General features: G+C 61.3%; 22 protein-coding genes and 1 riboswitch. Of the genes, 12 read left to right on the top strand and 10 right to left on the bottom strand.

All coding sequences use genetic code 11. From position 1 onward, the window contains the following. Positions 1 to 7 precede the first annotated feature (7 nt). On the bottom strand, positions 8 to 841 hold the full coding sequence (locus P3C29_RS03815; protein ID WP_010167604.1) for an EamA family transporter: 834 nt from the start codon (positions 839 to 841) through the stop codon (positions 8 to 10). A gap of 199 nt (positions 842 to 1,040) precedes the next feature. Between P3C29_RS03815 and P3C29_RS03810 the strand changes: the two genes are divergently transcribed. Together P3C29_RS03810 and P3C29_RS03805 are read left to right on the top strand one after the other, a co-directional pair. Then, a complete protein-coding gene (locus P3C29_RS03810) occupies positions 1,041 to 2,210 on the top strand; it encodes an MFS transporter (RefSeq protein ID WP_275963931.1) in 1,170 nt (389 codons plus the stop codon). A gap of 157 nt (positions 2,211 to 2,367) precedes the next feature. Beyond that, positions 2,368 to 3,633 carry a sodium:proton antiporter gene (locus P3C29_RS03805; protein ID WP_010167608.1) on the top strand — a complete coding sequence of 422 codons (1,266 nt, stop codon included), beginning with the start codon at positions 2,368 to 2,370 and terminating at the stop codon, positions 3,631 to 3,633. On the opposite strand, the gene P3C29_RS03800 is transcribed toward P3C29_RS03805, so the two are convergent. From P3C29_RS03800 to P3C29_RS03790, 3 genes are all read right to left on the bottom strand, one after another. Next, positions 3,627 to 4,514 carry a formate/nitrite transporter family protein gene (locus P3C29_RS03800; protein ID WP_201125583.1) on the bottom strand — a complete coding sequence of 296 codons (888 nt, stop codon included), beginning with the start codon at positions 4,512 to 4,514 and terminating at the stop codon, positions 3,627 to 3,629. The two genes, P3C29_RS03805 and P3C29_RS03800, sit on opposite strands and share 7 nt — an antisense overlap. Positions 4,515 to 4,581: 67 nt before the next feature. Next, positions 4,582 to 6,516, bottom strand: a complete 1,935-nt coding sequence (locus P3C29_RS03795; RefSeq protein WP_275963930.1) for a patatin-like phospholipase family protein — start codon at positions 6,514 to 6,516, stop codon at positions 4,582 to 4,584. A 98-nt stretch (positions 6,517 to 6,614) separates the two neighbouring features. Further along, positions 6,615 to 7,019, bottom strand: coding sequence for a hotdog domain-containing protein (locus tag P3C29_RS03790; RefSeq protein WP_201125584.1), 405 nt, complete (start codon positions 7,017 to 7,019; stop codon positions 6,615 to 6,617). 198 nt (positions 7,020 to 7,217) lie between these two features. Further along, positions 7,218 to 7,323: riboswitch (S-adenosyl-L-homocysteine riboswitch) on the top strand. A 21-nt stretch (positions 7,324 to 7,344) separates the two neighbouring features. On the opposite strand from P3C29_RS03790, the gene ahcY reads away from it, so the two are divergent. The 5 genes from ahcY to P3C29_RS03765 all read left to right on the top strand — a co-directional run bounded on the left by ahcY (position 7,345) and on the right by P3C29_RS03765 (position 13,810). After that, on the top strand, positions 7,345 to 8,754 hold the full coding sequence (gene ahcY / locus P3C29_RS03785) for an adenosylhomocysteinase (protein WP_010167616.1): 1,410 nt from the start codon (positions 7,345 to 7,347) through the stop codon (positions 8,752 to 8,754). 72 nt (positions 8,755 to 8,826) lie between these two features. After that, positions 8,827 to 9,672: a methylenetetrahydrofolate reductase [NAD(P)H] gene (metF, locus tag P3C29_RS03780; protein ID WP_201125585.1), complete on the top strand. Its 846-nt coding sequence runs from the start codon at positions 8,827 to 8,829 to the stop codon at positions 9,670 to 9,672. A 75-nt stretch (positions 9,673 to 9,747) separates the two neighbouring features. Further along, a complete protein-coding gene (locus tag P3C29_RS03775) occupies positions 9,748 to 10,830 on the top strand; it encodes a hypothetical protein (protein WP_275963929.1) in 1,083 nt (360 codons plus the stop codon). Positions 10,831 to 10,900: 70 nt separating this feature from the next. Beyond that, a complete protein-coding gene (locus P3C29_RS03770; protein WP_169386940.1) occupies positions 10,901 to 11,704 on the top strand; it encodes a transporter substrate-binding domain-containing protein in 804 nt (267 codons plus the stop codon). Positions 11,705 to 11,926: 222 nt separating this feature from the next. Then, positions 11,927 to 13,810 (top strand): DEAD/DEAH box helicase, encoded by a 1,884-nt coding sequence (locus P3C29_RS03765; RefSeq protein ID WP_010167623.1) that lies wholly within the window; start codon positions 11,927 to 11,929, stop codon positions 13,808 to 13,810. 68 nt (positions 13,811 to 13,878) lie between these two features. Here P3C29_RS03765 and P3C29_RS03760 read toward each other — a convergent pair whose 3' ends face one another. Together P3C29_RS03760 and P3C29_RS03755 are read right to left on the bottom strand one after the other, a co-directional pair. Beyond that, positions 13,879 to 14,475, bottom strand: coding sequence for a YceI family protein (locus P3C29_RS03760; protein ID WP_010167625.1), 597 nt, complete (start codon positions 14,473 to 14,475; stop codon positions 13,879 to 13,881). A gap of 32 nt (positions 14,476 to 14,507) precedes the next feature. Next, positions 14,508 to 15,059 (bottom strand): cytochrome b, encoded by a 552-nt coding sequence (locus P3C29_RS03755; RefSeq protein ID WP_010167627.1) that lies wholly within the window; start codon positions 15,057 to 15,059, stop codon positions 14,508 to 14,510. A gap of 280 nt (positions 15,060 to 15,339) precedes the next feature. Between P3C29_RS03755 and P3C29_RS03750 the strand changes: the two genes are divergently transcribed. Together P3C29_RS03750 and P3C29_RS03745 are read left to right on the top strand one after the other, a co-directional pair. Then, the gene (locus P3C29_RS03750; RefSeq protein ID WP_201125589.1) at positions 15,340 to 16,746 is read left to right on the top strand and encodes an adenosylmethionine--8-amino-7-oxononanoate transaminase; all 1,407 of its coding nucleotides are present in this window, start codon (positions 15,340 to 15,342) and stop codon (positions 16,744 to 16,746) included. Between the two features lie 91 nt (positions 16,747 to 16,837). Next, positions 16,838 to 17,557 (top strand): 16S rRNA (uracil(1498)-N(3))-methyltransferase, encoded by a 720-nt coding sequence (locus P3C29_RS03745; protein ID WP_169386937.1) that lies wholly within the window; start codon positions 16,838 to 16,840, stop codon positions 17,555 to 17,557. Positions 17,558 to 17,575: 18 nt separating this feature from the next. Here the strand turns inward: P3C29_RS03745 and P3C29_RS03740 are convergent, their stop codons facing one another. From P3C29_RS03740 to P3C29_RS03730, 3 genes are read right to left on the bottom strand one after another with little or no spacing between them, the layout of a single operon-like run. Further along, complete coding sequence (locus tag P3C29_RS03740) at positions 17,576 to 18,472, bottom strand: transporter substrate-binding domain-containing protein (RefSeq protein ID WP_201125590.1); 897 nt, start codon at positions 18,470 to 18,472, stop codon at positions 17,576 to 17,578. A 29-nt stretch (positions 18,473 to 18,501) separates the two neighbouring features. After that, entirely contained in the window at positions 18,502 to 18,855 is a 354-nt protein-coding gene (locus P3C29_RS03735) for a RidA family protein (RefSeq protein ID WP_201125591.1), read from the bottom strand. A 10-nt stretch (positions 18,856 to 18,865) separates the two neighbouring features. Then, on the bottom strand, positions 18,866 to 20,107 hold the full coding sequence (locus tag P3C29_RS03730) for a D-amino acid dehydrogenase (RefSeq protein ID WP_275963928.1): 1,242 nt from the start codon (positions 20,105 to 20,107) through the stop codon (positions 18,866 to 18,868). 108 nt (positions 20,108 to 20,215) lie between these two features. On the opposite strand from P3C29_RS03730, the gene P3C29_RS03725 reads away from it, so the two are divergent. Next, positions 20,216 to 21,118: a LysR substrate-binding domain-containing protein gene (locus tag P3C29_RS03725; protein ID WP_275963927.1), complete on the top strand. Its 903-nt coding sequence runs from the start codon at positions 20,216 to 20,218 to the stop codon at positions 21,116 to 21,118. Here the strand turns inward: P3C29_RS03725 and P3C29_RS03720 are convergent. Further along, positions 21,113 to 21,730, bottom strand: a complete 618-nt coding sequence (locus P3C29_RS03720) for a hemolysin III family protein (RefSeq protein WP_275963926.1) — start codon at positions 21,728 to 21,730, stop codon at positions 21,113 to 21,115. The two genes, P3C29_RS03725 and P3C29_RS03720, sit on opposite strands and share 6 nt — an antisense overlap. Before the next feature lie 163 nt (positions 21,731 to 21,893). Between P3C29_RS03720 and P3C29_RS03715 the strand changes: the two genes are divergently transcribed. After that, positions 21,894 to 22,460, top strand: coding sequence for a chromate transporter (locus P3C29_RS03715; RefSeq protein ID WP_003216826.1), 567 nt, complete (start codon positions 21,894 to 21,896; stop codon positions 22,458 to 22,460). After that, positions 22,460 to 23,002 (top strand): chromate transporter, encoded by a 543-nt coding sequence (locus tag P3C29_RS03710; protein ID WP_169386932.1) that lies wholly within the window; start codon positions 22,460 to 22,462, stop codon positions 23,000 to 23,002. The genes P3C29_RS03715 and P3C29_RS03710 overlap by 1 nt, the downstream gene beginning before the upstream one ends. Positions 23,003 to 23,037: the final 35 nt, after the last annotated feature.

Raw genomic sequence — 23,037 nt, 5'->3', positions numbered from 1 at the left:
CCGACGGTTAGAGTTTCATCACGAACATGCCGATCAGCACCAACCCACAGGCTATGAGCCGCGGGCGGCCGAAAGGTTCTTTCAGGTAACGCATGCCGAACAGCACCACCAGAATCACGCTGACTTCCCGCAGCGCGGCAGCCTCGGCAATCGAGCCCAGTTGCATGGCCCAAAGCACCAGAGCGTAGCTCAACAACACGCATAACCCGACGCTCAGCCCCAGCCGCCACTGCGTGCGCCAGAACAACCCGAACGCCGCCCGCTTGCGTACCATCGCCAGTAACGGAAACGGCCAGGCGCTGATCAGCGTCAGCCACACCAGGTAATCCAGCGGGTGCGACCAACGGCGCAACGCCTGGCCGTCGAGGAAGGTGTAGCAACCGATGCACAGGCCAATCAGCGCCACCACCGGCAGCATTGACCAGGGCAACCGGTCACCGCCGCCGCCCTGCCACAACAGGCACAACATGCCGAACGGAATCAGCAGAATGCCGAGGATCTGCTGGGTGCTCAGCACCTCACCGGCAAACACCAGCGTCAGCGCGAGCACCACCAGGGGCGACAGCCCGCGCATCAGCGGGTACACCAATCCCAGGTCACCCACGCGATAGGCCTGGATCAACAGGTAGCGATAGAGCAATTCAAACAGCGCCGAGGCGATGATCCACGGCCAGATGTCCAGCGGCGGCAGCGACACGAACCCCACCGCCAGCAAGACAAACAGCAACGCTACGCTGTCCATGCACGCGATCACCAACAGGCGCTCGCCGCTGAATTTGATCAAGGTGTTCCACGTCGCATGCAACAGCGCCGCTACCAGTACCAGAGCTGTTGCAATCACCGGTGACTCCCCAGTCAGAAAACATAGAATTGATTCGCCATATGTCATCAGCTGTTTATACTAAAGCCGACCACGCCGCACTCAGTTGCGCAAAGACCTATACCAATAAATGTTTGTTGCTGCCCGATCCTTCCCGATCCGGGCGCCGGCATGCGTATGCCTGATCAGAGCGTCACGATTACCGACAGGAGATCCTCGCATGCCGCTCGCCTTGCTTGCACTGGCCGTTGCCGCCTTTGGCATCGGCACCACCGAATTTGTCATCATGGGCTTGCTGCCCGACGTCGCCCGTGACCTGTCCGTCAGCATTCCAAACGCCGGCCTGCTGATCACCGGCTACGCCCTGGGCGTGGTGTTCGGCGCACCGATCCTGGCCATCGGCACCGCCAACATGCCACGCAAGGCCACGCTGCTGGGCATGACCGTGATGTTTATCCTCGGCAATGTGCTGTGCGCCCTGGCGCCGAACTACGCGACGCTGATGGCCGCCCGAGTGGTCACCGCGCTGTGCCATGGTGCGTTCTTCGGCATCGGCTCGGTAGTGGCCGCCGGCCTGGTGGCGCCGAACAAACGGGCGCAGGCGATTGCGATGATGTTCACCGGCCTGACCCTGGCCAACGTACTCGGCGTTCCGTTGGGCACTGCGCTGGGCCAATACGCCGGTTGGCGCTCGACGTTCTGGGCGGTGTCGGTCATCGGCGTGATTGCCGCCGTGGCCCAATGGCTGTGGCTGCCCAGGCACATTGCGATGGACAAGGCCAACCTCGCCAGCGAGTTCAAGGTGCTGACCAAACCCAACGTGCTGCTGGCCTTGGGCATGAGCGTCCTGGCCTCCACCAGCCTGTTCAGCGTCTTCACCTACATCGCGCCGATTTTGCAAGACATCACCGGCGTCAGCCCCCACGGCATTACGCTGATGTTGTTGCTGTTCGGCGTCGGCCTCACCGCGGGCAGCATGCTCGGCGGGCGCCTGGCCGACAGCCGCCTGCTGCCCTCGCTGGTGGGCATGGCCCTGGCGGTGGTGCTGATATTGGCGGTATTCAGCCAAACCAGCCATTCGGTGATTCCGGCGGCGATTACCCTACTGCTGTGGGGCGTGTTCGCCTTCGCGTTGTGCCCGATCCTGCAACTGCTGATCATCGACCAGGCCCACGAAGCGCCGAACCTCGGCTCGACCCTGAACCAGAGCGCCTTCAACCTGGGCAACGCCGCCGGCGCCTGGATCGGCGGGCTGGTAGTGGCCAGCGGTGCCGACCTGTCGGACCTGCCCTGGACCGGTGCACTGCTGGGCTGCCTGACGGTACTGGCGGCACTTTTCTTCATTTACCTGCAACGTCGCAGTACAACTGCGGTCAACGTACCCAACTGATAAATGTGTTCCGTGTGGGAGCTGTCGAGCTTTAGCGAGGCTGCGATTCCGGCGCTGCGGTCTTGCAAGCATACCGAGGTGATGCCATCGCAGCCTCGCCGGGGCTCGACAGCTCCCACATGTGATCTTCACTCCCCCCTCTGTCCAAGGACCCCGGATGCTTGAACTTGTCGCTGCGTTTATTTGCCTGACCACCCTGCTCACGTATGTGAACTACCGCTTCATCGGCCTGCCGCCCACCATCGGTGTGATGGTGACGGCGCTGATGTTTTCCCTGCTGCTGCAAGGCTTGAGCTTTATCGGCTACCCCGGCCTTGAAGAGCGCATCCAGCAGTTGATCGGCCAGATCGACTTCGGCGACTTGCTGATGAACTGGATGCTCTCGTTCCTGCTGTTCGCCGGCGCGTTGCACGTCAACCTGAGCGACTTGCGCAGCTACCGCTGGCCCATCGGCCTGCTCGCCACGTTCGGCGTATTGATCGCCACGGTAGTGATCGGCAGCCTGGCCTTCTACATCTTTGCCCTGTTCGGCTGGCACGTGAGCTTCCTGTACTGCCTGCTGTTCGGTGCGCTGATTTCCCCCACCGACCCGATTGCCGTGCTCGGGGTGCTGCGGACCGCCAACGCATCCAAGCCGCTGAAAACCACGATCGTCGGCGAATCGCTGTTCAACGACGGCACAGCCGTGGTGGTGTTCACCGTGTTGCTGGGCATCGCGCAGTTGGGCGAGACGCCCACCGTCGGTGCTACGGCCATGCTGTTCGCCCATGAAGCGATTGGCGGCGTGGTATTCGGCGGCCTGATCGGCTACATCGTGTACCTGATGATCAAGAGCATCGAGCAGTATCAGATCGAAGTGATGCTGACCCTCGCCCTGGTGATCGGCGGGTCGGCGATGGCCACCGAACTGCACGTCTCGGCACCGATCGCGATGGTGGTCGCGGGCCTGATCATCGGCAACCTGGGCCGCAAGCTGGCGATGAACGACATGACCCGGCGCTACCTCGACGGCTTCTGGGAGCTGCTCGATGACATGCTCAACGCCCTGCTGTTTGCGCTGATCGGCATGGAGCTTCTGCTGTTGCCGTTCAACTGGCTGCACGTGCTGGCCGCCAGTTTGCTGGCCGTGGCGATCCTGCTGTCACGCCTGCTGACGGTGGCCCCGGCGATCCTGCTGCTGCGACGCTGGCGCACAGTACCCCGCGGCACCATCCGCATCCTCACGTGGGGCGGCCTGCGCGGCGGGGTTTCCGTGGCATTGGCCCTGGCCTTGCCGCTGGGCCCGGAGCGTGACTTGCTGCTGAGCATCACCTACATCGTGGTGCTGTCGTCGATCCTGTTGCAGGGCTTGAGCATCGGCAAGCTGGTCAAGCATGTGACCAAGGATGAGCCAGCGCCAGCCGCGACGCCGGACACTCACTGATCCTTGTTGATCTGCTGCGGATGCCTTGGATCCGCAGCGGCTTTCCCCGGCAAACTGCTTTCGCTGCGAATCTGCGCATGGCTGATCAGCGCAAAGATAAAGCTGCCGCCGATGATATTGCCCGCCAGCGTCGGCCCGGCAAAGATCAGCCAGAAGTCTTTCCACGGTAGTTCGCCGGCAAACACCAGGTACGACACTTCCGCCGAGCCCACCACGATGTGGGTGAAATCCCCCAGCGCCATCAAGTAGGTGATCAGGATGATGATCCAGAGCTTGGCGCTTTCCATGGACGGGATCATCCAGACCATGGTGGCGATCATCCAGCCGGACACGATGCCCTTGGCGAACATCTGGGAGGTGTCGTTCTCCATGACCTTGCGCCCGATGTCCAGGAAGGCCAGGTCGGTCTTGGTGTCGAAGATCGGCAGGTGCAGCATCACGTACGCCACCAGCAAGGTGCCGCACAGGTTGCCCACCAGCACCACCGTCCATAAGCGCAACAGCCGGCCGGCATTGCCCAGGGTGGGCTTGCTCATTACCGGCAACACTGCCGTCAGGGTGTTTTCAGTAAACAACTGCTGGCGCGCGAGGATGACCGCAAGAAAGCCTGCGCAGTAGCCAAAACTGGCAATCACCTTGAACTCTTCGCCATCCGGCAGCCGCGAGTTGAGCAAGCCCATGCCCATCAATGAAAGGCCCATGGTCAGGCCGGCGGCCAGCGCCGACCACCACAACGCCGCCACGCTCCGCTCCAGCTCCTGATCGCCCTGGGTGCGGATGATTTCGTGCAGAACCGCCGCACGAGGCGGCTGGTTCTTGTCGACGTCGTGTTGCTCTTCCTGCGACAGGTTGGGGGTCTTGCCGTCTTTTTCAGTGGCCATGGCGTTCCTGAATCCGTTGTGTGCTTTTAGCTACGACACGCGGCGTTCAGGGCTGTTCAGTGGCGAATCACTTAATGGGCAGGCGCCAGGCCTTGGCCATTTCGATCGTCGTTGAACTGAAGGGTTTGCTCCAGGGTTTATTGCGGGCCCCGTAGTTCGCAATGAGGCGGTCCAACACCTGATTGAACTCGGCGGGGGTCGTCACCTGGGCCAGCTCATACTCCGCCTGGCGCAATAACGCGACATTGCTGTCCGGCTGCCCAGGGCGGAACAGGGACGGGTAGATAACCTCCCGGGTGAAGTTCTCGGCGATCACGGCGATATCGCGCTTTTTCATTTCGTTCACCGCGCTCGTCATGACCCTGGACAGCTGCGCCTTCTCTGTAGAGGGCTTCTGACTCAGCCCTTGCAAGAGTTGCTGGAAATTGGGATGACCCGCAGCATTCAGCTGGCGCCCCAACCACTCGACCTGCTCAGGGCGGCTTGCCAACGCATCGAGATTACGCAATGCCGACGACAACTTCGGTGTCAGCGTCAGCGTGTCACTGGCCTGATTGGCGCCGGCAATGGCGGCGTCCAGTGCTTGTAATGCCTGCTTTGCGCTGCCTCGAAACCTCAGCACATCATGAGCGGCCGGGTCCTTCTGCAAGTCCGCCTCCACGCGGGCCAACAGTGTGTCGTCCATGGCCAGCACCGCATCCTCCAACGAAGGAAACTGATGCTGCTCGCGTACCTCTGCACGTTGCCCCATGTGCGTCTCCACGGCGCTACGGGCCAACACCTGCAAATGCTTTTTCTGCTCGTCAGTCATGGTGAAGTTAACGGTGCCGTTGAGCAGCCCGCGAAAATCACCCTTTTCGGTTTTCAGTGGTAACACGACGGTCTGGTCGACCTGATCCTTAAGCTTGGCCGCCTGATACTCCGCAGCCGCCGTCAGTGCAGTGCCCGTAACTTTATCGGCAATGCTGTCCTTTAAACTGCCACGCGTCTTGGCTGGCGAGACCTCGGACTCGAACATGACAATCAGTGCCTCAGGCTTGCTCAAGGGTTCGTGCGCGGCCGTTGGGTCGATCACACCACCGGACGGTGTATTGACCATCAACCCGCCATCCTGGAACCCCGTTTGCTCGCCGCTCTCCTGAAAGGCGTGGCCTTGCTCCGTCGGGCTCTTGAACAACACTGGCAATGAACCGGATATATGGGCTGCCCGGGCAATATCCAGGTCGGGGGTCAAGCTGGCGTTGAATACCACCAGTTGCGGCCGGCCGTCGAACATGCCCGTGCCGGTGATGCCGAGCTGCTTGACCGAAGGTATATGAACGCTCAATACGGCGAGATCGCCAAACGTCGGCCCGCTGCCAGCACTCAGTTTGTCCGCGATTTTCACGACCTCCGCAGGCCGGCTTTCCCGGGGGGGTTCGGCGATCTGCGCCAGCAGCGCCTCGCGTGACTCCTTGCCGATCAGGTCCTCAAGGGGCTGCGCTTCGGTTTGCAGGCGCGGCAGCAGGGTGAACAATATTTGCGAGATACTGCCCGCCGGCCCGGGCAGGCGCCCAGCCAATTTGCCAATGGCGGAACTGGCATTCTGCAACCACGCCGTCACGGGGTCTTTGCTGTTCAGCAGTTCGGGAAGGTTGATGCTGTTCGAAAGCGTCTCGAAGTCCTTGGCGTTCATACCGCTAGCCAACAGCGCAGCGGATATCGCGCCTGCGGACGAACCGGAAATAGTGTTGATTCCCGCCAAGACCTTTTTATCTTCAAGCGCCTGAACCACACCCGGGAACGCGATGCCTTTGGCCCCCCCGCCACTCAGCACCATCTGCGTGACCGGCGGCGGTGAAAGGGCCAGCTGCACGGTCCCGTCACCGTTGCGGGTCAGCGTCAGCTTGCGCTCACCGACCTCCTTCAAGAGCGTCTTCTCCACGCCTTTCGGCGCATCCACAGCGGGTGTGGCGTTCGGGATTACCGGGGTGTTCCGTGAAACGGTAGGGAGCAAATTCATCAACGAAACCTCTCAACAGGATGTAGCCCTGAGTGACGAGAGAGTTCGGAAAAGATCCGCCCCGGAAAGATCAGGTTAACAATTAACCCGGCATTACCTTATTCGCCGGCCTCATCGTCCTTGAACTGATCCTTTACATATTTGATCTCGGTACGCCCATGGGGCGCCGGCAAGCCGTCTTCACCCAAGTTGACGAAGACCATTTTTTCCACGGTCAGGATGCTCTTGCGGGTGATTTTGTTACGCACTTCGCAGGTCAGTGTGATGGAGGTGCGGCCAAACTCGGTGGCGGTGATACCCAGCTCGATGATGTCGCCCTGGCGCGAGGCGCTGACGAAGTTGATTTCAGAGATGTACTTGGTCACCACCCGCTGGTTGCCCAACTGGACAATCGCGTAGATGGCCGCTTCTTCGTCGATCCAGCGCAGCAGGCTGCCACCGAACAGGGTGCCGTTGGGGTTGAGGTCTTCGGGTTTTACCCATTTGCGGGTGTGGAAGTTCATGTTCACTCCAAAGCGTGATGCGAAATGATGGGCAACATCATGGCAGAGGCCGGGCCCAAGCTCTATGAGCCATTGCCTATCAGCCCCATGCGCGATCTTCATGCCGCCGACAGAAAGGCTTTAGAAGTCAGGCGCAGACGGCTATAATCGCCTCCGCTTCAAAACGGTCATCTTCGATTGATACCGTTCTCCCGCCACCTGTCCGAGGGGCGCTGCAGCAGGCTCGACCTGTCAGGCTCGGATGGGGCGTTGTCCGGCCTGGTTAGCCAGCTGGATACTAAACGCACAACGGCGCCCATTCGCACACTACGAATGGAGGCTCTTAATGAGCGCTGTAATCACGCCTGCAGGTTTTACCGACTACAAAGTCGCCGACATGTCCCTCGCTGCCTGGGGCCGTCGCGAAACCTTTATCGCCGAGTCCGAAATGCCAGCCCTGATGGGTCTGCGTCGCAAGTACGCCGCTGAGCAGCCGCTCAAGGGCGCGAAGATTCTCGGCTGCATCCACATGACCATTCAGACTGCCGTGCTGATCGAAACCCTGGTTGCCCTGGGCGCCGAAGTACGTTGGTCGTCCTGCAACATCTTCTCGACTCAAGACCAGGCCGCTGCCGCTATCGCTGCTGCCGGTATCGCCGTGTTCGCCTGGAAAGGCGAGACCGAAGAAGAGTACGAGTGGTGCCTGGAGCAAACCATCCTCAAGGATGGCAAGCCATGGGACGCCAACATGATCCTCGACGACGGCGGTGACCTGACCGAGCTGCTGCACAAGAAGTACCCGCAGATCCTCGACCGCGTCCACGGCGTGACCGAAGAAACCACCACCGGCGTACACCGCCTGCTGGACATGCTGGCCAAGGGCGAGCTGAAAATCCCGGCCATCAACGTCAACGACTCGGTGACCAAGAGCAAGAACGACAACAAGTACGGCTGCCGTCACAGCCTGAACGATGCGATCAAGCGCGGTACTGACCACCTGCTGTCGGGCAAACAAGCCCTGGTGATCGGCTACGGTGACGTGGGCAAGGGTTCGTCCCAGTCCCTGCGTCAGGAAGGCATGATCGTCAAGGTTTCCGAAGTTGACCCGATCTGCGCCATGCAAGCCTGCATGGACGGTTTCGAAGTGGTTTCGCCGTTCATCGATGGCGTCAATGACGGCACCGAAGCAAGCATCGACAAGGCCCTGCTGGGCAAGATCGACCTGATCGTGACCACCACCGGTAACGTGAATGTGTGCGATTCGAATATGCTCAAGGCCCTGAAAAAGCGCGCCGTGGTGTGCAACATCGGTCACTTCGACAACGAAATCGACACCGCTTTCATGCGCAAGAACTGGGCATGGGAAGAAGTGAAGCCACAGGTACACAAGGTTCACCGTACCGGTGCTGGTGATTTCGACCCGCAGAACGACGACTACCTGATCCTGCTGGCCGAAGGCCGTCTGGTAAACCTGGGCAACGCCACTGGCCACCCAAGCCGCATCATGGATGGCTCGTTCGCCAACCAGGTACTGGCCCAGATCTTCCTGTTCGGCCAGAAATACGCCGACCTGTCGCCCGCCCAGAAAGCCGAGCGCCTGACCGTGGAAGTACTGCCGAAGAAACTCGACGAAGAAGTGGCCCTGGAAATGGTCCGCGGCTTCGGCGGCGTAGTGACTCAACTGACCAAGACCCAGGCCGACTACATCGGTGTTGGCGTTGAAGGTCCGTTCAAGCCGCACGCTTACCGCTACTGATCGGCTTGGCTGCCCGCCCCCTCCCGGGGGCGGGCTTGCCTTACAGGCTTTCGAGTTCCCAAGGGTATGACCATGTCCCAAGACCGTCGCTACAGCTTCGAGTTCTTCCCGACCAAGACCGATGCTGGGCATGAAAAACTGATGGCGACAGCCAAGCAGTTGGCCAGCTACAACCCCGACTTTTTCTCCTGCACCTACGGTGCCGGTGGCTCCACCCGCGATCGCACGATCAACACCGTGTTACAGCTGGAAAGCGAAGCCAAAGTGCCTGCTGCCCCGCATTTGTCCTGCGTAGGTGACAGCAAGGCCGACCTGCGCGGCCTGCTGACCCAATACAAGCAAGCCGGCATCAAGCGCATCGTCGCCCTGCGCGGTGACCTGCCATCCGGCATGGGCATGGCCAGCGGCGAGCTGCGCTACGCCAATGACCTGGTGAGCTTCATCCGTGAAGAAACCGGTGATCACTTCCACATCGAAGTGGCCGCTTATCCGGAGATGCACCCCCAGGCCCGCAATTTCGAAGACGATCTGCAGAACTTCGTGCGCAAGGCCAACGCCGGCGCCAACAGTGCGATCACCCAGTACTTCTTCAACGCCGAGAGCTACTTCTACTTCGTTGAACGTGTGCAGGCGATGGGCGTGAACATTCCGGTCGTGCCGGGCATCATGCCGATCACCAACTACAGCAAACTGGCGCGTTTTTCCGACGCCTGCGGCGCTGAAATCCCACGCTGGATTCGCAAACAACTGGAAGCCTACGGCGATGACGTCCAGAGCATCCAGGCGTTCGGCGAACAGGTCATCAGCGAAATGTGTGAACAATTGTTGCAAGGTGGCGCACCAGGGCTGCACTTCTATACCTTGAACCAGGCTGAGCCAAGCCTCGCTATCTGGAACAACCTCAAGCTGCCACGCTAAGGTCTGTTCCGAAATGCAAAGGCCCTCATATTGAGGGCCTTTGTCGTTCTAAACGTACACGGAATTCTGCAGTTCATGAATACAGCCGCCCCGACGTCCCGCCCGCAACTGGTCTACCTCGTGTTCGGCGCAGAGACTTACCATCAGGAAGCGGTATTCAGCATCGCCAGCGCCCTGTCGTTCCTGCGCGATGCGCCGGATACAGGCATCGATATCCAGGTCTTCAGCGACAACCCCGAGCCGTATCGCCTGCTGCCGGTACGGGTGCGCCCGCTGGATGAGGCCACACGCAAACGCTGGAGCGAGCCCCACGGCTACCACTTCCGCACCAAGCACGTGGTGCTGCGGCAAGTATTGCAAGAATCCGACGTGGCGCTGCTGATCGACACCGACACGTTTTTCCATCATTCGCCCCTCGCGCTGTTTGAACGCGTGCAGCCCGGCACCCTGCTGTGCAACGCCTTCTACACCAAGTACGGCGATAACCACGAAAGCATCCTGTACAGCGCCTTGTATCAGCGCCTGCTGGACATGGGCGTGGCCGACGACGACATGATGACCCTCAACTCAGGCGTCATGGGCCTCACGCAGCAGGACGCGCATATCCTCGACCGCTCGATCGAACTGATGGACGAACTGTTCCCCCATGCCCAGGGCGCCTACACCCTGGAAGAGTTCTGCCTGTCCATCGCCGCCTATCGCACCCTCAACGTGCGTGAATGCCCGGACCTGATCCATCACTACTGGAGCCGCAAGCAGCTGTTCCGGGCCAAGGTCAAGGCGTGGATTGCCAAGCATCGGGCGAACCCCACCAGCGTCGCGGCCCTGGACGACACGCGCCAGGTCTCCGCCCACCTGCCCCGCCCGCCGCGCCTGCAACGCTTGATGTACAAGCTGATCACCCTGGCATTGCCCAAGCACCAACAGCAGTTCATCCGGGAAATCCTCTACGGCTGCTATGAACATGAAAACGAGTTCGACCAGGCGTGTGGCCCGGTTTGGTGGGACAAGGCCCGGCAAAATCAGGAAGAGCGCCAGGGCCGGCCGGTTGATGCTCACCTGTTGGAGCACTGGTTTGCCAATCCCGTGGTGCGGCTGATTCTGGGTGAGCGGCGCGAGGCGATCTACGAGCACCTGATCAAATCTCCGGGCAAGTAAACCTTGCGGGCGCCCGCAGATCACTGTGCCAGAGCTTCTCTTTAGTCCGATACAGTCGTAATCTCAGGGCATGCCTGTCACTTTCCGGTTGTTGACTGCTGTTCTTTTCGCTTGCCTGAGCCTCGGCGCCCACGGCGAGAAACTGCGTATTGTCACCGAGCCCTGGGCGCCCTACGTGTATGACGACAACGGCACCATGCGCGGGCTCGACTACGAGACCACGGTGATCGTGTTCCAGCGCCTGGGCATCGATGTGGATTGGCAGTTTCTGCCCTGGAAACGCTGCCTGGCGATGCTCGACCAGGGCCAGGCCGATGGCGCACTGGATATTTTCCACAGCCATGAACGCGACGCGGTGCTGCTGTACCCCAGCGAGCCACTGTCCAGGGTCGAGTTCGTGCTGTTCTACGCCAATGACCGCCCGCATCCGTTCCAGACCTTCGACGACCTGCGCGGCCTGACCATCGGCACCTCGCCGGGCTACCTCTACGGCGCCGAATTCAGCGAATCCACCCTGTTCAAGCAGGAGCCGGCCGCCAGCCATGAGGCCAACTTCGGCAAACTGGCCCTTGGGCGGATCGACCTGGTAATTACCGACCGAAGGGTCGGCCAGCATGTGCTCAAGGCCCTCGGGCTTGAGGACCAGATCACCCAGGCGCCCCAAGTGGTGAGCAGCCAGCCACAATTCCTGGCCGTGCGCCGTGGTGCCGGCATGGATTTACTGGTGCAACGCTTTGCCGCCGAACTCAAACGCTTCAAGCAAGAGCCGGCCTACGCGGCCTTGAGCGCCAAATACGCCGGCACGAGTGCTCAAACCAGCGCGCTGGCCCTGCCCGCGAACACCGTTGAGCAGCAGGAAAGCAGCGCAGAGTGATTGCTCTGTTATACTCCGGCCTTTCCGCCAGGCTTACGCCCGGACGCTTCGGTCTTGCAAAAGGCACCCGACCCCGCTACAGCGCAGCTTTCAAGCCCGCGCGAGCCGTCTGAGTGCCCGCCAGCCCCAGCAGGACCGGACGGGATTGCGTTCATCTAAACGCCATTCACGCCAGGCAAGACTATCCCTCTGGGCCAAGCCCTAACTAAAACAGGATTACTCATGTCCTTTGCTTCCCTCGGTCTCTCCGAGGCTTTAGTCCGCGCCATCGAGGCAGCGGGCTATACCGAGCCTACTCCGGTGCAACAGCGGGCCATTCCCGCCGTGTTGCAAGGTCGCGACCTGATGGTTGCGGCTCAGACAGGTACTGGTAAAACCGGCGGCTTCGCCCTTCCGATCCTGGAGCGGTTGTTCCCCAACGGTCACCCGGACAAATCCCAGCGTCATGGCCCGCGCCAACCGCGCGTACTGGTCCTGACCCCTACCCGCGAACTCGCCGCACAAGTGCATGACAGCTTCAAGCTGTATGCCCGCGACTTGAAGTTCGTCAGCGCCTGCATCTTCGGCGGCGTCGGCATGAACCCACAGGTTCAGGCCATGTCCCGCGGTGTCGACGTACTGGTTGCCTGCCCGGGTCGTTTGCTCGACCTGTGCGGCCAAGGCAGCGTCGATTTGTCCCACGTGGAAATCCTCGTGCTGGACGAAGCCGACCGCATGCTCGACATGGGCTTTGTCCATGACGTGAAAAAGGTCCTCGCGCGCCTGCCGGCCAAACGCCAGAACCTGCTGTTCTCGGCCACGTTCTCCAACGACATCACCGCGTTGGCGGGCAAGTTGTTGCACAACCCCGAGCGCATCGAAGTCACGCCGCCGAACACCACGGTCGAGCGTATCGAGCAGCGCGTGTTCCGCCTGCCCGCCGCTCACAAGCGTTCCCTGCTGGCCCACCTGATCACCGCCGGCGCGTGGGAACAGGTGCTGGTGTTCACCCGCACCAAGCACGGCGCCAACCGTCTGGCCGAGTACCTGGACAAGCACGGCCTCACCGCCGTCGCGATCCACGGCAACAAGAGCCAGAACGCCCGCACCAAAGCCCTGGCCGACTTCAAGGCCGGTGAAGTGCGCATCCTGGTGGCCACCGATATCGCCGCTCGCGGCCTGGACATCGACCAGTTGCCACACGTGGTCAACTTCGAGCTGCCAAACGTCGACGAAGACTACGTGCACCGTATCGGCCGTACTGGCCGGGCCGGTCGTTCGGGCGAGGCCATTTCCCTGGTCGCTCCCGACGAAGAAAAACTGCTGAAAAGCATCGAGCGCATGACCAAGCAGAAAATCGCCGACGGCGACCTGATGGGCTTCGACTCGAGCGCCGTTGAGGCTGAGAAGCCTGAAGTGCGCGAGCGTCCGGACGTGCGTAACCCGCGCAACAACCCACGCGGTCCGAAGGGCGATGGCCCGAACGGCGGCGGCGGTGGTGGCGGTCGTAAAGACAAGGGCAAGGACAAGGGCGGCAAGGACAAGGCTGCGACCAATGGCCGTGGCGAACGCCCGGCCCGTGAGCAAAAGCCCCGTGAAGGTACCCCGGCCCGCGAACAGCGCCAGCCGAGCCAGCCGCCACGTGCCGCTGCCGACCGTGCGCCGGACGAGTTCCTGGACGACGACGTGGACAACTTCGGTAACCGCGTTGACTACGTGCCCCAGGCCAAGCCGGCCCAGGGTCGTGGTCGCCGTCCAGGTGCCCCGGCACAGGGTGCAGGCGCAGGTGCTCCGCGTACCGGCGGCCAGCCACAAGGCCGTCAGAACGGTCCGCGCAGCAGCAACGGCGCCACCACCGGCACCCCGCCGGCCAAGCGCAGCGGCCCGCGTAACGGCGCACCGCGTGACGGCCAGGCCCGTCGCGAAGAGTCGCGCAACCGTCGCCCGGCCCGTGATGATCAACCTCGTTTGTCTGAGCCTGCGGTGCAAAACCCGCGCGGCGGCCCGGCACCGAAGATCATCCACAAAGAGTCGAAAAGCGATCGCACGCTGACCCCCGAGCAGTTGGATCAACTGCCAGGCCGTCCACGTGGTGAAAAGCCGGCGTTGCTGACCCGCAACCGCTGATTTTCAAAGCGCAATAAAAAATGCCCCGGATCGCGAGATCCGGGGCATTTTTGTGTGGCTGGCGAAAATTACTTCGCTTTCACACCTTCAAACGTCACGTACAGCTCAACGGTGTTGGACGCTGGGCCCAGGTCCATCTGCTTGCCGAAGTCCTGGCGGTTGAAGGAAGTAGTACCTTCAAAGCCGGCACGGTAGCCGCCCCATGGATCCTTGCCTTCACCCAGGAAGGTGGCCTTGACCACGATAGGCTTGGTCACGCCATGAAAGGTCAGGTCGCCGGTGACGTCGGCAGTGACTTGGCCAGCAGCGTTTTTACCGGTGGTTTTAACACTGGTGGAAACGAACTTGGCATCGGCAAACTTGCCAACGTCCAGGAAGTCTTTGCTGGCGATGTGCTTGTCACGTTCGGCGTGGTTGGTGAACACGCTGGCAGTACGGACGTTGAACTCAATCTTGCTGTCTTCAGGCTTGGCAGCGTCGAAGCTGAATTTGCCGTCCAGGTCCTTGAAGGTACCGGTGATGAAGCTGTAGCCCAAGTGGCTGATCTTGAAGTCCACGAAGGCGTGCTGGCCTTCCTTGTCGACAACGTAGTCAGCTGCCATCGCCTGACCGGCAGTCAGCAGAGCAGAACCAATGGCCAGAGCGGCGAGAGTCTTTTTCAACATGCTTTCTATTCCTTGTGAGTCGAGGTTGAACATCAGGCTTTGCGCCCCAGCATACGAACCAGGGTCACATCACGATCAATGAAATGGTGTTTCAGCGCAGCCACACCATGGAGGCCGGCGAACACCACCAATACCCAGGCCAGGTACAAATGCACCACGCCTGCAGTGTCTGCCTGGTCCGGTAGCCCGGAAACCAGCGCAGGAATCTCAAACAGGCCAAACACCGGGATCCCGACACCGTCTGCGGTGGAAATCAGGTAACCGGCAATCATCACGGCAAACAACCCGAGATACAGGAATGCGTGGCCAAACGCAGCCCCCAGGCGTGTCATGCGGCTATAGCTGGCAAGCGGTGGCGGCGGCGGGCTGAGCAAACGCCAGACGATCCGCACAAGCATGATGGCGAACAGCGTGATGCCGATGCTCTTGTGCAGGTCCGGGGCGTCTTTGCGCCAGGTGCTGTAGTAGTCGAGACCGACCATCCACAGGCCCAACGCGAACAGACCGAACACCACCAGGGCCACGCCCCAGTGCAAAACAATACTGACCCAGCCGTAACGGGCCGATGAATTACGTAGTTGCATGTCCCAAATCCCGTAAGAGCTGTGCCAAGACTATCGATTTACCTATCGAATTAAAGCGGAAAATTTCGCTTTGAAATATCGAGAAATACGATCAAGAGCGTATGCAGAGTAAGTTAACAAGAGATTAAGGACTATCCAGAAGAAACGTGACGGACTGTCCTGTGTTTACCATCAATTTACGCTTCAAACCCGCAATGGGTTGTGACACAGGCCTGCATTGCATAGGCTTGCGCGATTGTTTCGCCCGCGCCTGCCGCGAGCCGCTTCGAGGAGAATGAACATGGGTTTGAATAATCAGTGGATGCAACGCGACCTTGCGGTGCTCTGGCATCCCTGCACCCAGATGAAAGACCACCAGCAACTGCCGCTGATCCCGATCAAGCGCGGTGAAGGCATCTGGCTGGAAGACTTCGAAGGCAAACGCTACCTCGACGCCGTCAGCTCCTGGTGGGTCAACGTGTTTGGCCACGCCAACCCGCGCATCAACCAGCGCATCAAGGATCAGGTCGATCAGCTGGAGCACGTGATCCTCGCCGGCTTCAGCCACCAGCCAGTGATCGAGCTGTCGGAGCGCCTGGTGAAGATGACCCCCGAGGGCCTCACCCGCTGCTTCTACGCCGACAACGGTTCGTCGTGCATCGAAGTCGCGCTGAAGATGAGCTTTCACTATTGGCTCAACCGCGGCCTGCCGAACAAGAAGCGCTTTGTCACCCTGACCAACAGCTACCACGGCGAAACCATCGCCGCGATGTCGGTGGGCGATGTGCCGCTGTTCACTGAAACCTACAAGGCGCTGCTGCTGGACACCATCAAGGTGCCGAGCCCGGATTGCTATCTGCGCCCCGAAGGCATGAGCTGGGAAGAACATTCACGCAATATGTTCCAGGCCATGGAGCAGACCCTCGCCGAAAACCACGACACCGTCGCTGCCGTGATCGTCGAGCCGCTGATCCAGGGCGCCGGCGGCATGCGCATGTACCACCCGGTGTACCTCAAGCTGCTGCGCGAGGCCTGTGACCGCTATGGCGTGCACCTGATCCACGACGAAATCGCCGTGGGCTTTGGCCGCACCGGCACGATGTTCGCCTGTGAACAGGCCGGCATCCGCCCAGACTTCCTGTGCCTGTCCAAGGCCCTGACCGGTGGCTACCTGCCGCTCGCCGCCGTGGTCACCACCGACGACGTGTACGACGCCTTCTACGACGACTACCCGACCCTACGCGCCTTCCTGCACTCCCACAGCTACACCGGCAACCCGCTGGCGTGTGCGGCGGCCCTGGCGACCCTGGATATCTTCGAAGAAGACAACGTCATCGAAAACAACAAGGCCCTGGCCCAGCGCATGGCATCCGCCACCGCGCACCTGGTGGACCATCCTCACGTGTCTGAGGTGCGCCAGACCGGTATGGTGCTGGCCATCGAGATGGTGCAGGACAAGGCCACCAAGACCGCCTACCCGTGGCAGGAACGCCGTGGCCTGAAGGTGTTTGAACATGCCCTGGAACGCGGCGCGTTGCTGCGGCCGTTGGGCAGCGTGGTGTACTTCCTGCCGCCGTACGTGATTACTCCGGAGCAGATCGACTTCCTGGCTGAAGTGGCCAGCGAAGGGATCGATATCGCCACCAACAGCAAGGTCAGCGTGGCGGTGCCCAAGGATTTCCACCCGGGGTTTCGTGATCCGGGTTGATTGAGTTCACTTGATTAACCGGGTGCCAAGGCTTGCGTCATCGCGAGCAAGCTCGGCTCCCACAGGTTTTGTATTTCTTCCGAGAACAGAAATGAGACTGTCCCGCTTTTTTGTCGACGCCCCCCTGAGCCTTGGCGACCACGAGTTACCGGAAGCCCAGGCGCACTACATCAGCCGCGTATTGCGCATGAGCGAAGGCGACGCCGTACAACTGTTCGACGGCTCCGGCCAGGAGTTTCGCGCCAGCTTGCTGGAAGTCGGTAAAAAACGCGTGGTGGTGCAGGTCACCGAAACCTTCGCCGGGCAGATTGAGTCGCCGTTGCAGATCCACCTCGGCCAGGGCCTGTCCCGTGGCGAGCGGATGGACTGGGCGATCCAGAAAGCCACCGAGCTTGGGGTGAATGAAATCACCCCGATCTTCAGCGACCGCTGCGAAGTGCGCCTCAAGGACGAGCGCGCCGACAAACGCCTGCAGCACTGGCGCCAGGTGGCGATCAGCGCGTGCGAGCAGTGCGGCCGTTCGCGGGTGCCGGTAATTCACCCACCGCTGTTGCTGGCGGATTGGTTGAAGCAAGTCGAGGCAGATTTGAAGCTGGTGCTGCACCCGGTGGCCGAGCCGCTGGTGAGCCATGCCAAGCCTGGGAGCCTGGCCTTCCTGATCGGGCCGGAGGGTGGCTTGACCGATGGCGAAGTCGAGACCGCCCAGGGCGCAGGTTTTCACTCCGCACGCCTGGGCCCACGGGTACTGCGTACCGAAACAGCGCCAGTCGTGGCACTGTCGGTGGCCCAGCAATTGTGGGGCGATTTCTAAACTCGCTTTACCACTCCACTACTCCACCGGGTCGCTCACCGGCTTGGCAATAATCGCCTTCAACTCACTGGTCATCGGGAATTCCAGGTTCAAGCCCTTGGGCGGGATCGGTTGTTCAAACCAGCGCTGGTAAATCCCGTTGATTTCCCCCGAGCTATACAGCCCGGCCAGGGTCTCGTTGACCACCGCGAGAAACTGCGGGTCGTCCTTGCGCACCATGCAGCTGTAGATTTCCCGCGACTGTTCTTCCCCGACGACCACCCACTTGTGCGGGTCCCTGGCCTTGGCGCGCTCGCCGTAGAGCAACGCATCGTCCATGTAGAACGCCGCCGCCCGGCCGGATTGCAGCATCTGGAACGCTTCGCCATGGTCCTTGGCGCTGATCACTGACATGTTCAGTTTGTGATCAACGTTGTAGCTCTTGAGGAAACGCTCGTTGGTGGTGCCAGCGGTGGTCACCACGTTCTTGCCCTTAAGGTCGGCGAAGCTTTTGATGCCGCTGTCGTTGGCGGTCAGCAACTGGCCCTTCACGTAGATAAACCCGTAGGAAAACGCCACCTGCTTCTGCCGCTCGGCGGTCACGCCGGTGGAGCCGCATTCCAAGTCAACGGTGCCGTTCTGCACCAGGGCAATCCGGGTCTGGGAGGTCACCAGGTTGTACTTCACGTTGAGCTTCGGCACCCCGGTTTTCTGCTGGATGCGTTCGACGATCTTGTTCGCCAGCTCCACCGAATAACCCATGGGCTTGCCGCTGTGGTCACCGACGTAGGAGAACGGCACCGAGGCATCGCGGTAGCCGAGCGTGATGGTCTTGGCGTTGGCGATCTTGCTTAGCGTGCCTTCCAGTGGGGCTTCAGAAGCATGGACCTGAATGCCCATCAACAAAGTGAAGCTCATCAACAGGATTTTTTGCATTGTTATTCTCCGTTGGTTTTTCCAGTTGTTTATGGACGGCGTACCGCAATGACACTGATCTCGACCAGCACATCCGGTCGCGCCAACTGCGCCTGCAACGTGGTCCGCGTCGGTGCCTGCCCCGGTGACAACCAGGCGGACCAGACTTCATTCATCGGCGCAAAACCCTGCTCGATATTGTTCAGGTAGATCGTTGCGTTCAGCAGATGATCCTTGTCGCTGCCAGCCTCGGCCAACAACGCGTCAATCTTGGCCAGCACCTCCTGGGTCTGTGTCGTCACATCCCGGCCTTCCCCCGGCACCTGTCCGGACAGGAACACAAGATCCTGAAACACCACGGCGCCAGACAGGCGATTGTTGCTGTTGATTCGGGTGATGGTCATCGGAAAATCCTCAAGCGGCACGGGGCGCGAAGCCCTGCATATCAATGGAAGTCGTGTGCTGGCCGATCAGCTCGGCCAGCACCTGCCCGCTGCCGCAGGCCAGGGTAAACCCGAGGGCTCCGTGGCCAAGGTTAAGCCACAGGTTGCTGCAGGCGCTGGCACCAATCAGCGGCACGCCGGTAGGTGTGGCCGGGCGCATGCCGGCCCATTCGACCGCATGCGGGTAGTCACCGGCCAGCGGGAAAGTCTCAAGGGCCTGGCGTTTAATCAGCGCCAGGCGCTTGGGTTCAAGCCGGGCGTCGAAGCCGACGATATCCACCATCGCCGCCACCCGCAGTTGTTCACCGATGCGCGCGTAGACGATCTTGCGGTCGTAGTCGGTGATGCTGATATTCGGCGCCTGATGCTGCGCGCCAATCGGCACGCTCAGGCTGTAGCCCTTGAGGGGATAGAGCGGCAATGACATGCCGGGCAAGGCCAGCTCGGGGCTGCGGTGCCCGGCGGCCAGTACCAGGTGCTCGACAGACAGCGCCTCGTCGCCCATTTCAATCGAATGCACACGGCCTGCGTGATGATGGATTCGTGTCACCTTGCGTCCCAGCAGAAATGTGCAGCGCCCCGACGCTTCAAGGCGCGCCGCCAGTTGTTGGCAGAAGGCATGACAGTCGCCTACCTCTTCGTTGGGCGTGTAGATGCCGCCAAAGAAACGGCCGCCGTCCAGGGTCGGTTCCAGCCGCTCGCAGTCCGCCGCCGAGAGCACTTGCTGCTGCAAAGGGTCGGTCACTTTATTCAGTGCGCGCTCATAGCTGTCGAGGGTGCGAAAGGTCACCAGCTTGCCGTTGCGCCGCCAGTGGAAGTCGCCCAGTTGGTCTTCTTCACGCCAGCGTTGCAGGGTGTTCTGGCTCAGGGACGCCAGGCGCAGCAGATGGGCCGCATTGCGCTGGTTCACCGAGCCCCGGCAGGCGCCCAGGAATGAAGCCATCCAGCGCCACTGCGCCGGGTCCATGCGCGGGCGCAGCTTCAGCGGCGAGTCACCGCGCAGCATCCAGCCGATAGCTTGCAGCGGCACGCCTTTATCGGCCAGGGGCGCGACATAGCGATAGGACAACTGCCCGCCGTTGGCGAAACTGGTCTCGCTGCCCAGGGTTTCCCGGGCCTCGACCACCGTCACTTGCATACCGGCACGCACCAGCGCATAGGCACTCGCCAGGCCGATAACCCCACCGCCGATGATGCAAACCTGCTGAGCCATGTCCGTTCCTTAACCCTGTGTTGTCCGGGTTGAAGGTTAGGGGCAGGTGACAGCGGCGGGACAATGAATAAAGATGGGTCACCCATAAACAAAGGTTATGGACTGCCCATGCGCTTGCGTCATATCGAAATCTTCCAGGCCATCCGCCAGACCGGCTCCATCAGCGCCGCCGCCCAGTTGCTGCACGTCTCGCAGCCGGCGGTGAGCAAGGTGCTGCAACACGCCGAGTTGCAGCTGGGCTTCCCGCTGTTCCTGCGCATCCGCGGCAAGCTGCAACCGACGCCGGAAGCGTTGGCGCTGGAGCGGGAGGTCGACAAAGTGACCGAGAGCCTGCAAGGCGTGCGGCGCCTGGCACAGAACCTGCGCCGCGAGCCGGGCCAAAGCCTGCGTATCGGCGCGACACCAGCGCTGGCCTTGTCATTGCTGCCGCCGGCCATCCGCGAATGGACCCAACGCTACCCGGACATCGCCTACGAGCTGTCCAGCGCCCACAGCCGCGAGCTGGTGCAAAACCTGCTGATGCGCGAAGTCGACGTGGCATTGACCCTGCAACCGCCCGATCACCCGGGGCTGAGCGCCCAGGCGTTGGCCCACGGCGTCTTGGTGGCGCTGGCGCCACTGGGTTACTGGAAGGAAAACGAATTGGGCAAACCGCTGCCGCTGATGGCGCTGGCGGGCGCGCCGTTGATTGGCTTGTCCAGCGCCGACCCGTTGTCGGCCAAGCTGGACAGCTACCTGGAGGCGGTGGATCCGCCGCCCCGGGTCAGCATCGCGGTGCAGACCTATTCACTGGCCAGAGCCATGGTCGAGTCGGGCGCCGGGCTGGCTGTCATCGACCCGTTCACCGCCCTCGGCGCATCACCGGCGACCACCTGCATTCGCCCGCTGGCACCGCCGCTGCCCATCACGCTGTACGCCTTGACCCGCACCGACGAACCGCCGCCACATATGCTGGCGAGCCTGCTGGAGATCTTCGGCAGCCGCGCCCAGGAGCAACTGGACCGGCTATAACACATACCCCATGATCGCCACAAAATGCAGCAGGCTGCCCCCGATCACGAACAAATGCCAGATACCGTGGGAGTGCCGCAGGCGGTCCTCGAGGGCAAAGAAAATAATACCCACGGTGTACAGCACCCCGCCCGAGGCCAGCCAGGCAAACCCCGTGGGCCCGAGCGCCGCGATCAGCGGCTTGACCGCCACCAGCACGATCCAGCCCATCACGGCATAGATCACAATCGACAGGATCCGCGCCTCGGAGCGCGGCTTGATCTCTTGCAGGATGCCGATCACCGCCAGCCCCCACACAATCCCGAACAGCGTCCAGCCCCACGGCCCGCGCAGCGTCACCAGGCAAAACGGTGTGTAGCTGCCGGCGATCAGCAGGTAGATCGAAAAGTGATCCACCTTCTGCATGATCGCTTTCTTGCGTCCGCGCACGCTGTGGTACACGGTCGACGCGCTGTACAGCACCAACAACGTGAAACCGTAGATCGCCACGCTGACAATCTTCCAGGGGCTGCCGTCCATACCGGCCACCACCAACATCCATACCGCGCCCACAAAAGCCGCAATCGCCCCGAGCAAGTGGCTCCAGGCGTTGAATCGTTCCCCGTGATACATGTGTCACTCACCTCGAATAACCGTTATCACCTAGCCCATTCTGACGTCACCCGGCCAATATCAGGTAACAACCTTTCTTCATTTGCCCAAATGCACACGCCGATAGATGATTCGCTTCATCCCGCATAAAAGCACCCCGCTCCCGAACCCATCGGTAATCCCCATGCCTGACCTCGAACCTGCCCAGCCTCATCCCAGTCTGTGGCAGTTGTTTTACAACTTCGCCATGGTCGGCCTGTTTGGCTTCGGCGGCGTAATGCCCTGGGCGCGGCAGATGATGGTCGACCGCCGGCAGTGGGTCAGTGAGCAAGGTTTCAACGAGCTGCTGACCACCGGCCAATTCTTCCCCGGACCGAACATTGCCAACGTCGGCATCATCTACGGCCGGCGCCTGCACGGCTTGCCGGGTGCGGTTGTGACCGTGGTCGGGTTGTATCTGTTCCCCTCGCTGATCACCGTGCTGGCGGGCTTCGCCTATGCCAAATGGTGGAGCCATGACGTGGTGCAGCAGATCTTCGGCGCAGTGATGCCGATCGCCACCGGGCTGATGCTCGGCACCACCTTGCGCCTGCTCAAGGCCATGCCGCGCACGCTCGCCAACTACAGCGCGTTTGTCCTGACGTTTGTGTTGATGGCGGTGCTGGTGCTGCCGTTGTGGATGGTCTTGCTGATCTGCATTCCCAGTTCGTTGGCCTTGAGCTTCATGGGCAAACAGAAGGTGGCCGGCTGATGCAGAGCGTGCTGTTTCACCTGATGATCCAATGCGCGCTGTGGTCGCTGATGGCGATTGGCGGCAACACCGTGGCCCTGAGCGATATCCATCGCTACACCGTCACCGACATGAACTGGATCACCGACGCCCAGTTCGTCGCGTTCTTCGCCCTGTCCCAGGCCTTGCCGGGGCCCAATGGCATGTTCCTGGTATTTATCGGCCAGCAAGCCGCCGGATTGCCGGGCGCACTGGTGGCGCTGACCGCCAAACTGGTGCCCTGCTCGGTACTGACCTATTTCGGCGCCGGCTGGCTGGAAAAACACACCAACACCCCGTGGGTGCAGCGGGTCAAAGGCAGCCTGTTGCCGATCTCCATCGGGCTGATCCTGGCCGCCAGCTACATCCTGATGAACAGCCTGGAAAACAACGCCACCAGCCTGGTGCTGACCCTGGCCAGCGCCGGCGTGGTGTATTACACGCGGCTCAATGCGATCTGGCTGATCATCCTCGGCGTGGTCCTGGGCCTGTGCAGTGCATGGCTGGGAGTGAACTGGTTTTAGGGGCACAATCGACGGCATTCGAACAAGAGTCACGG

The organism is Pseudomonas sp. 1912-s (genome assembly GCF_029269205.1).
GTDB lineage: Bacteria > Pseudomonadota > Gammaproteobacteria > Pseudomonadales > Pseudomonadaceae > Aquipseudomonas.
Note: the sequence above shows the minus strand (reverse complement) of the source record. Positions and strands in the feature narration are given on the sequence as shown.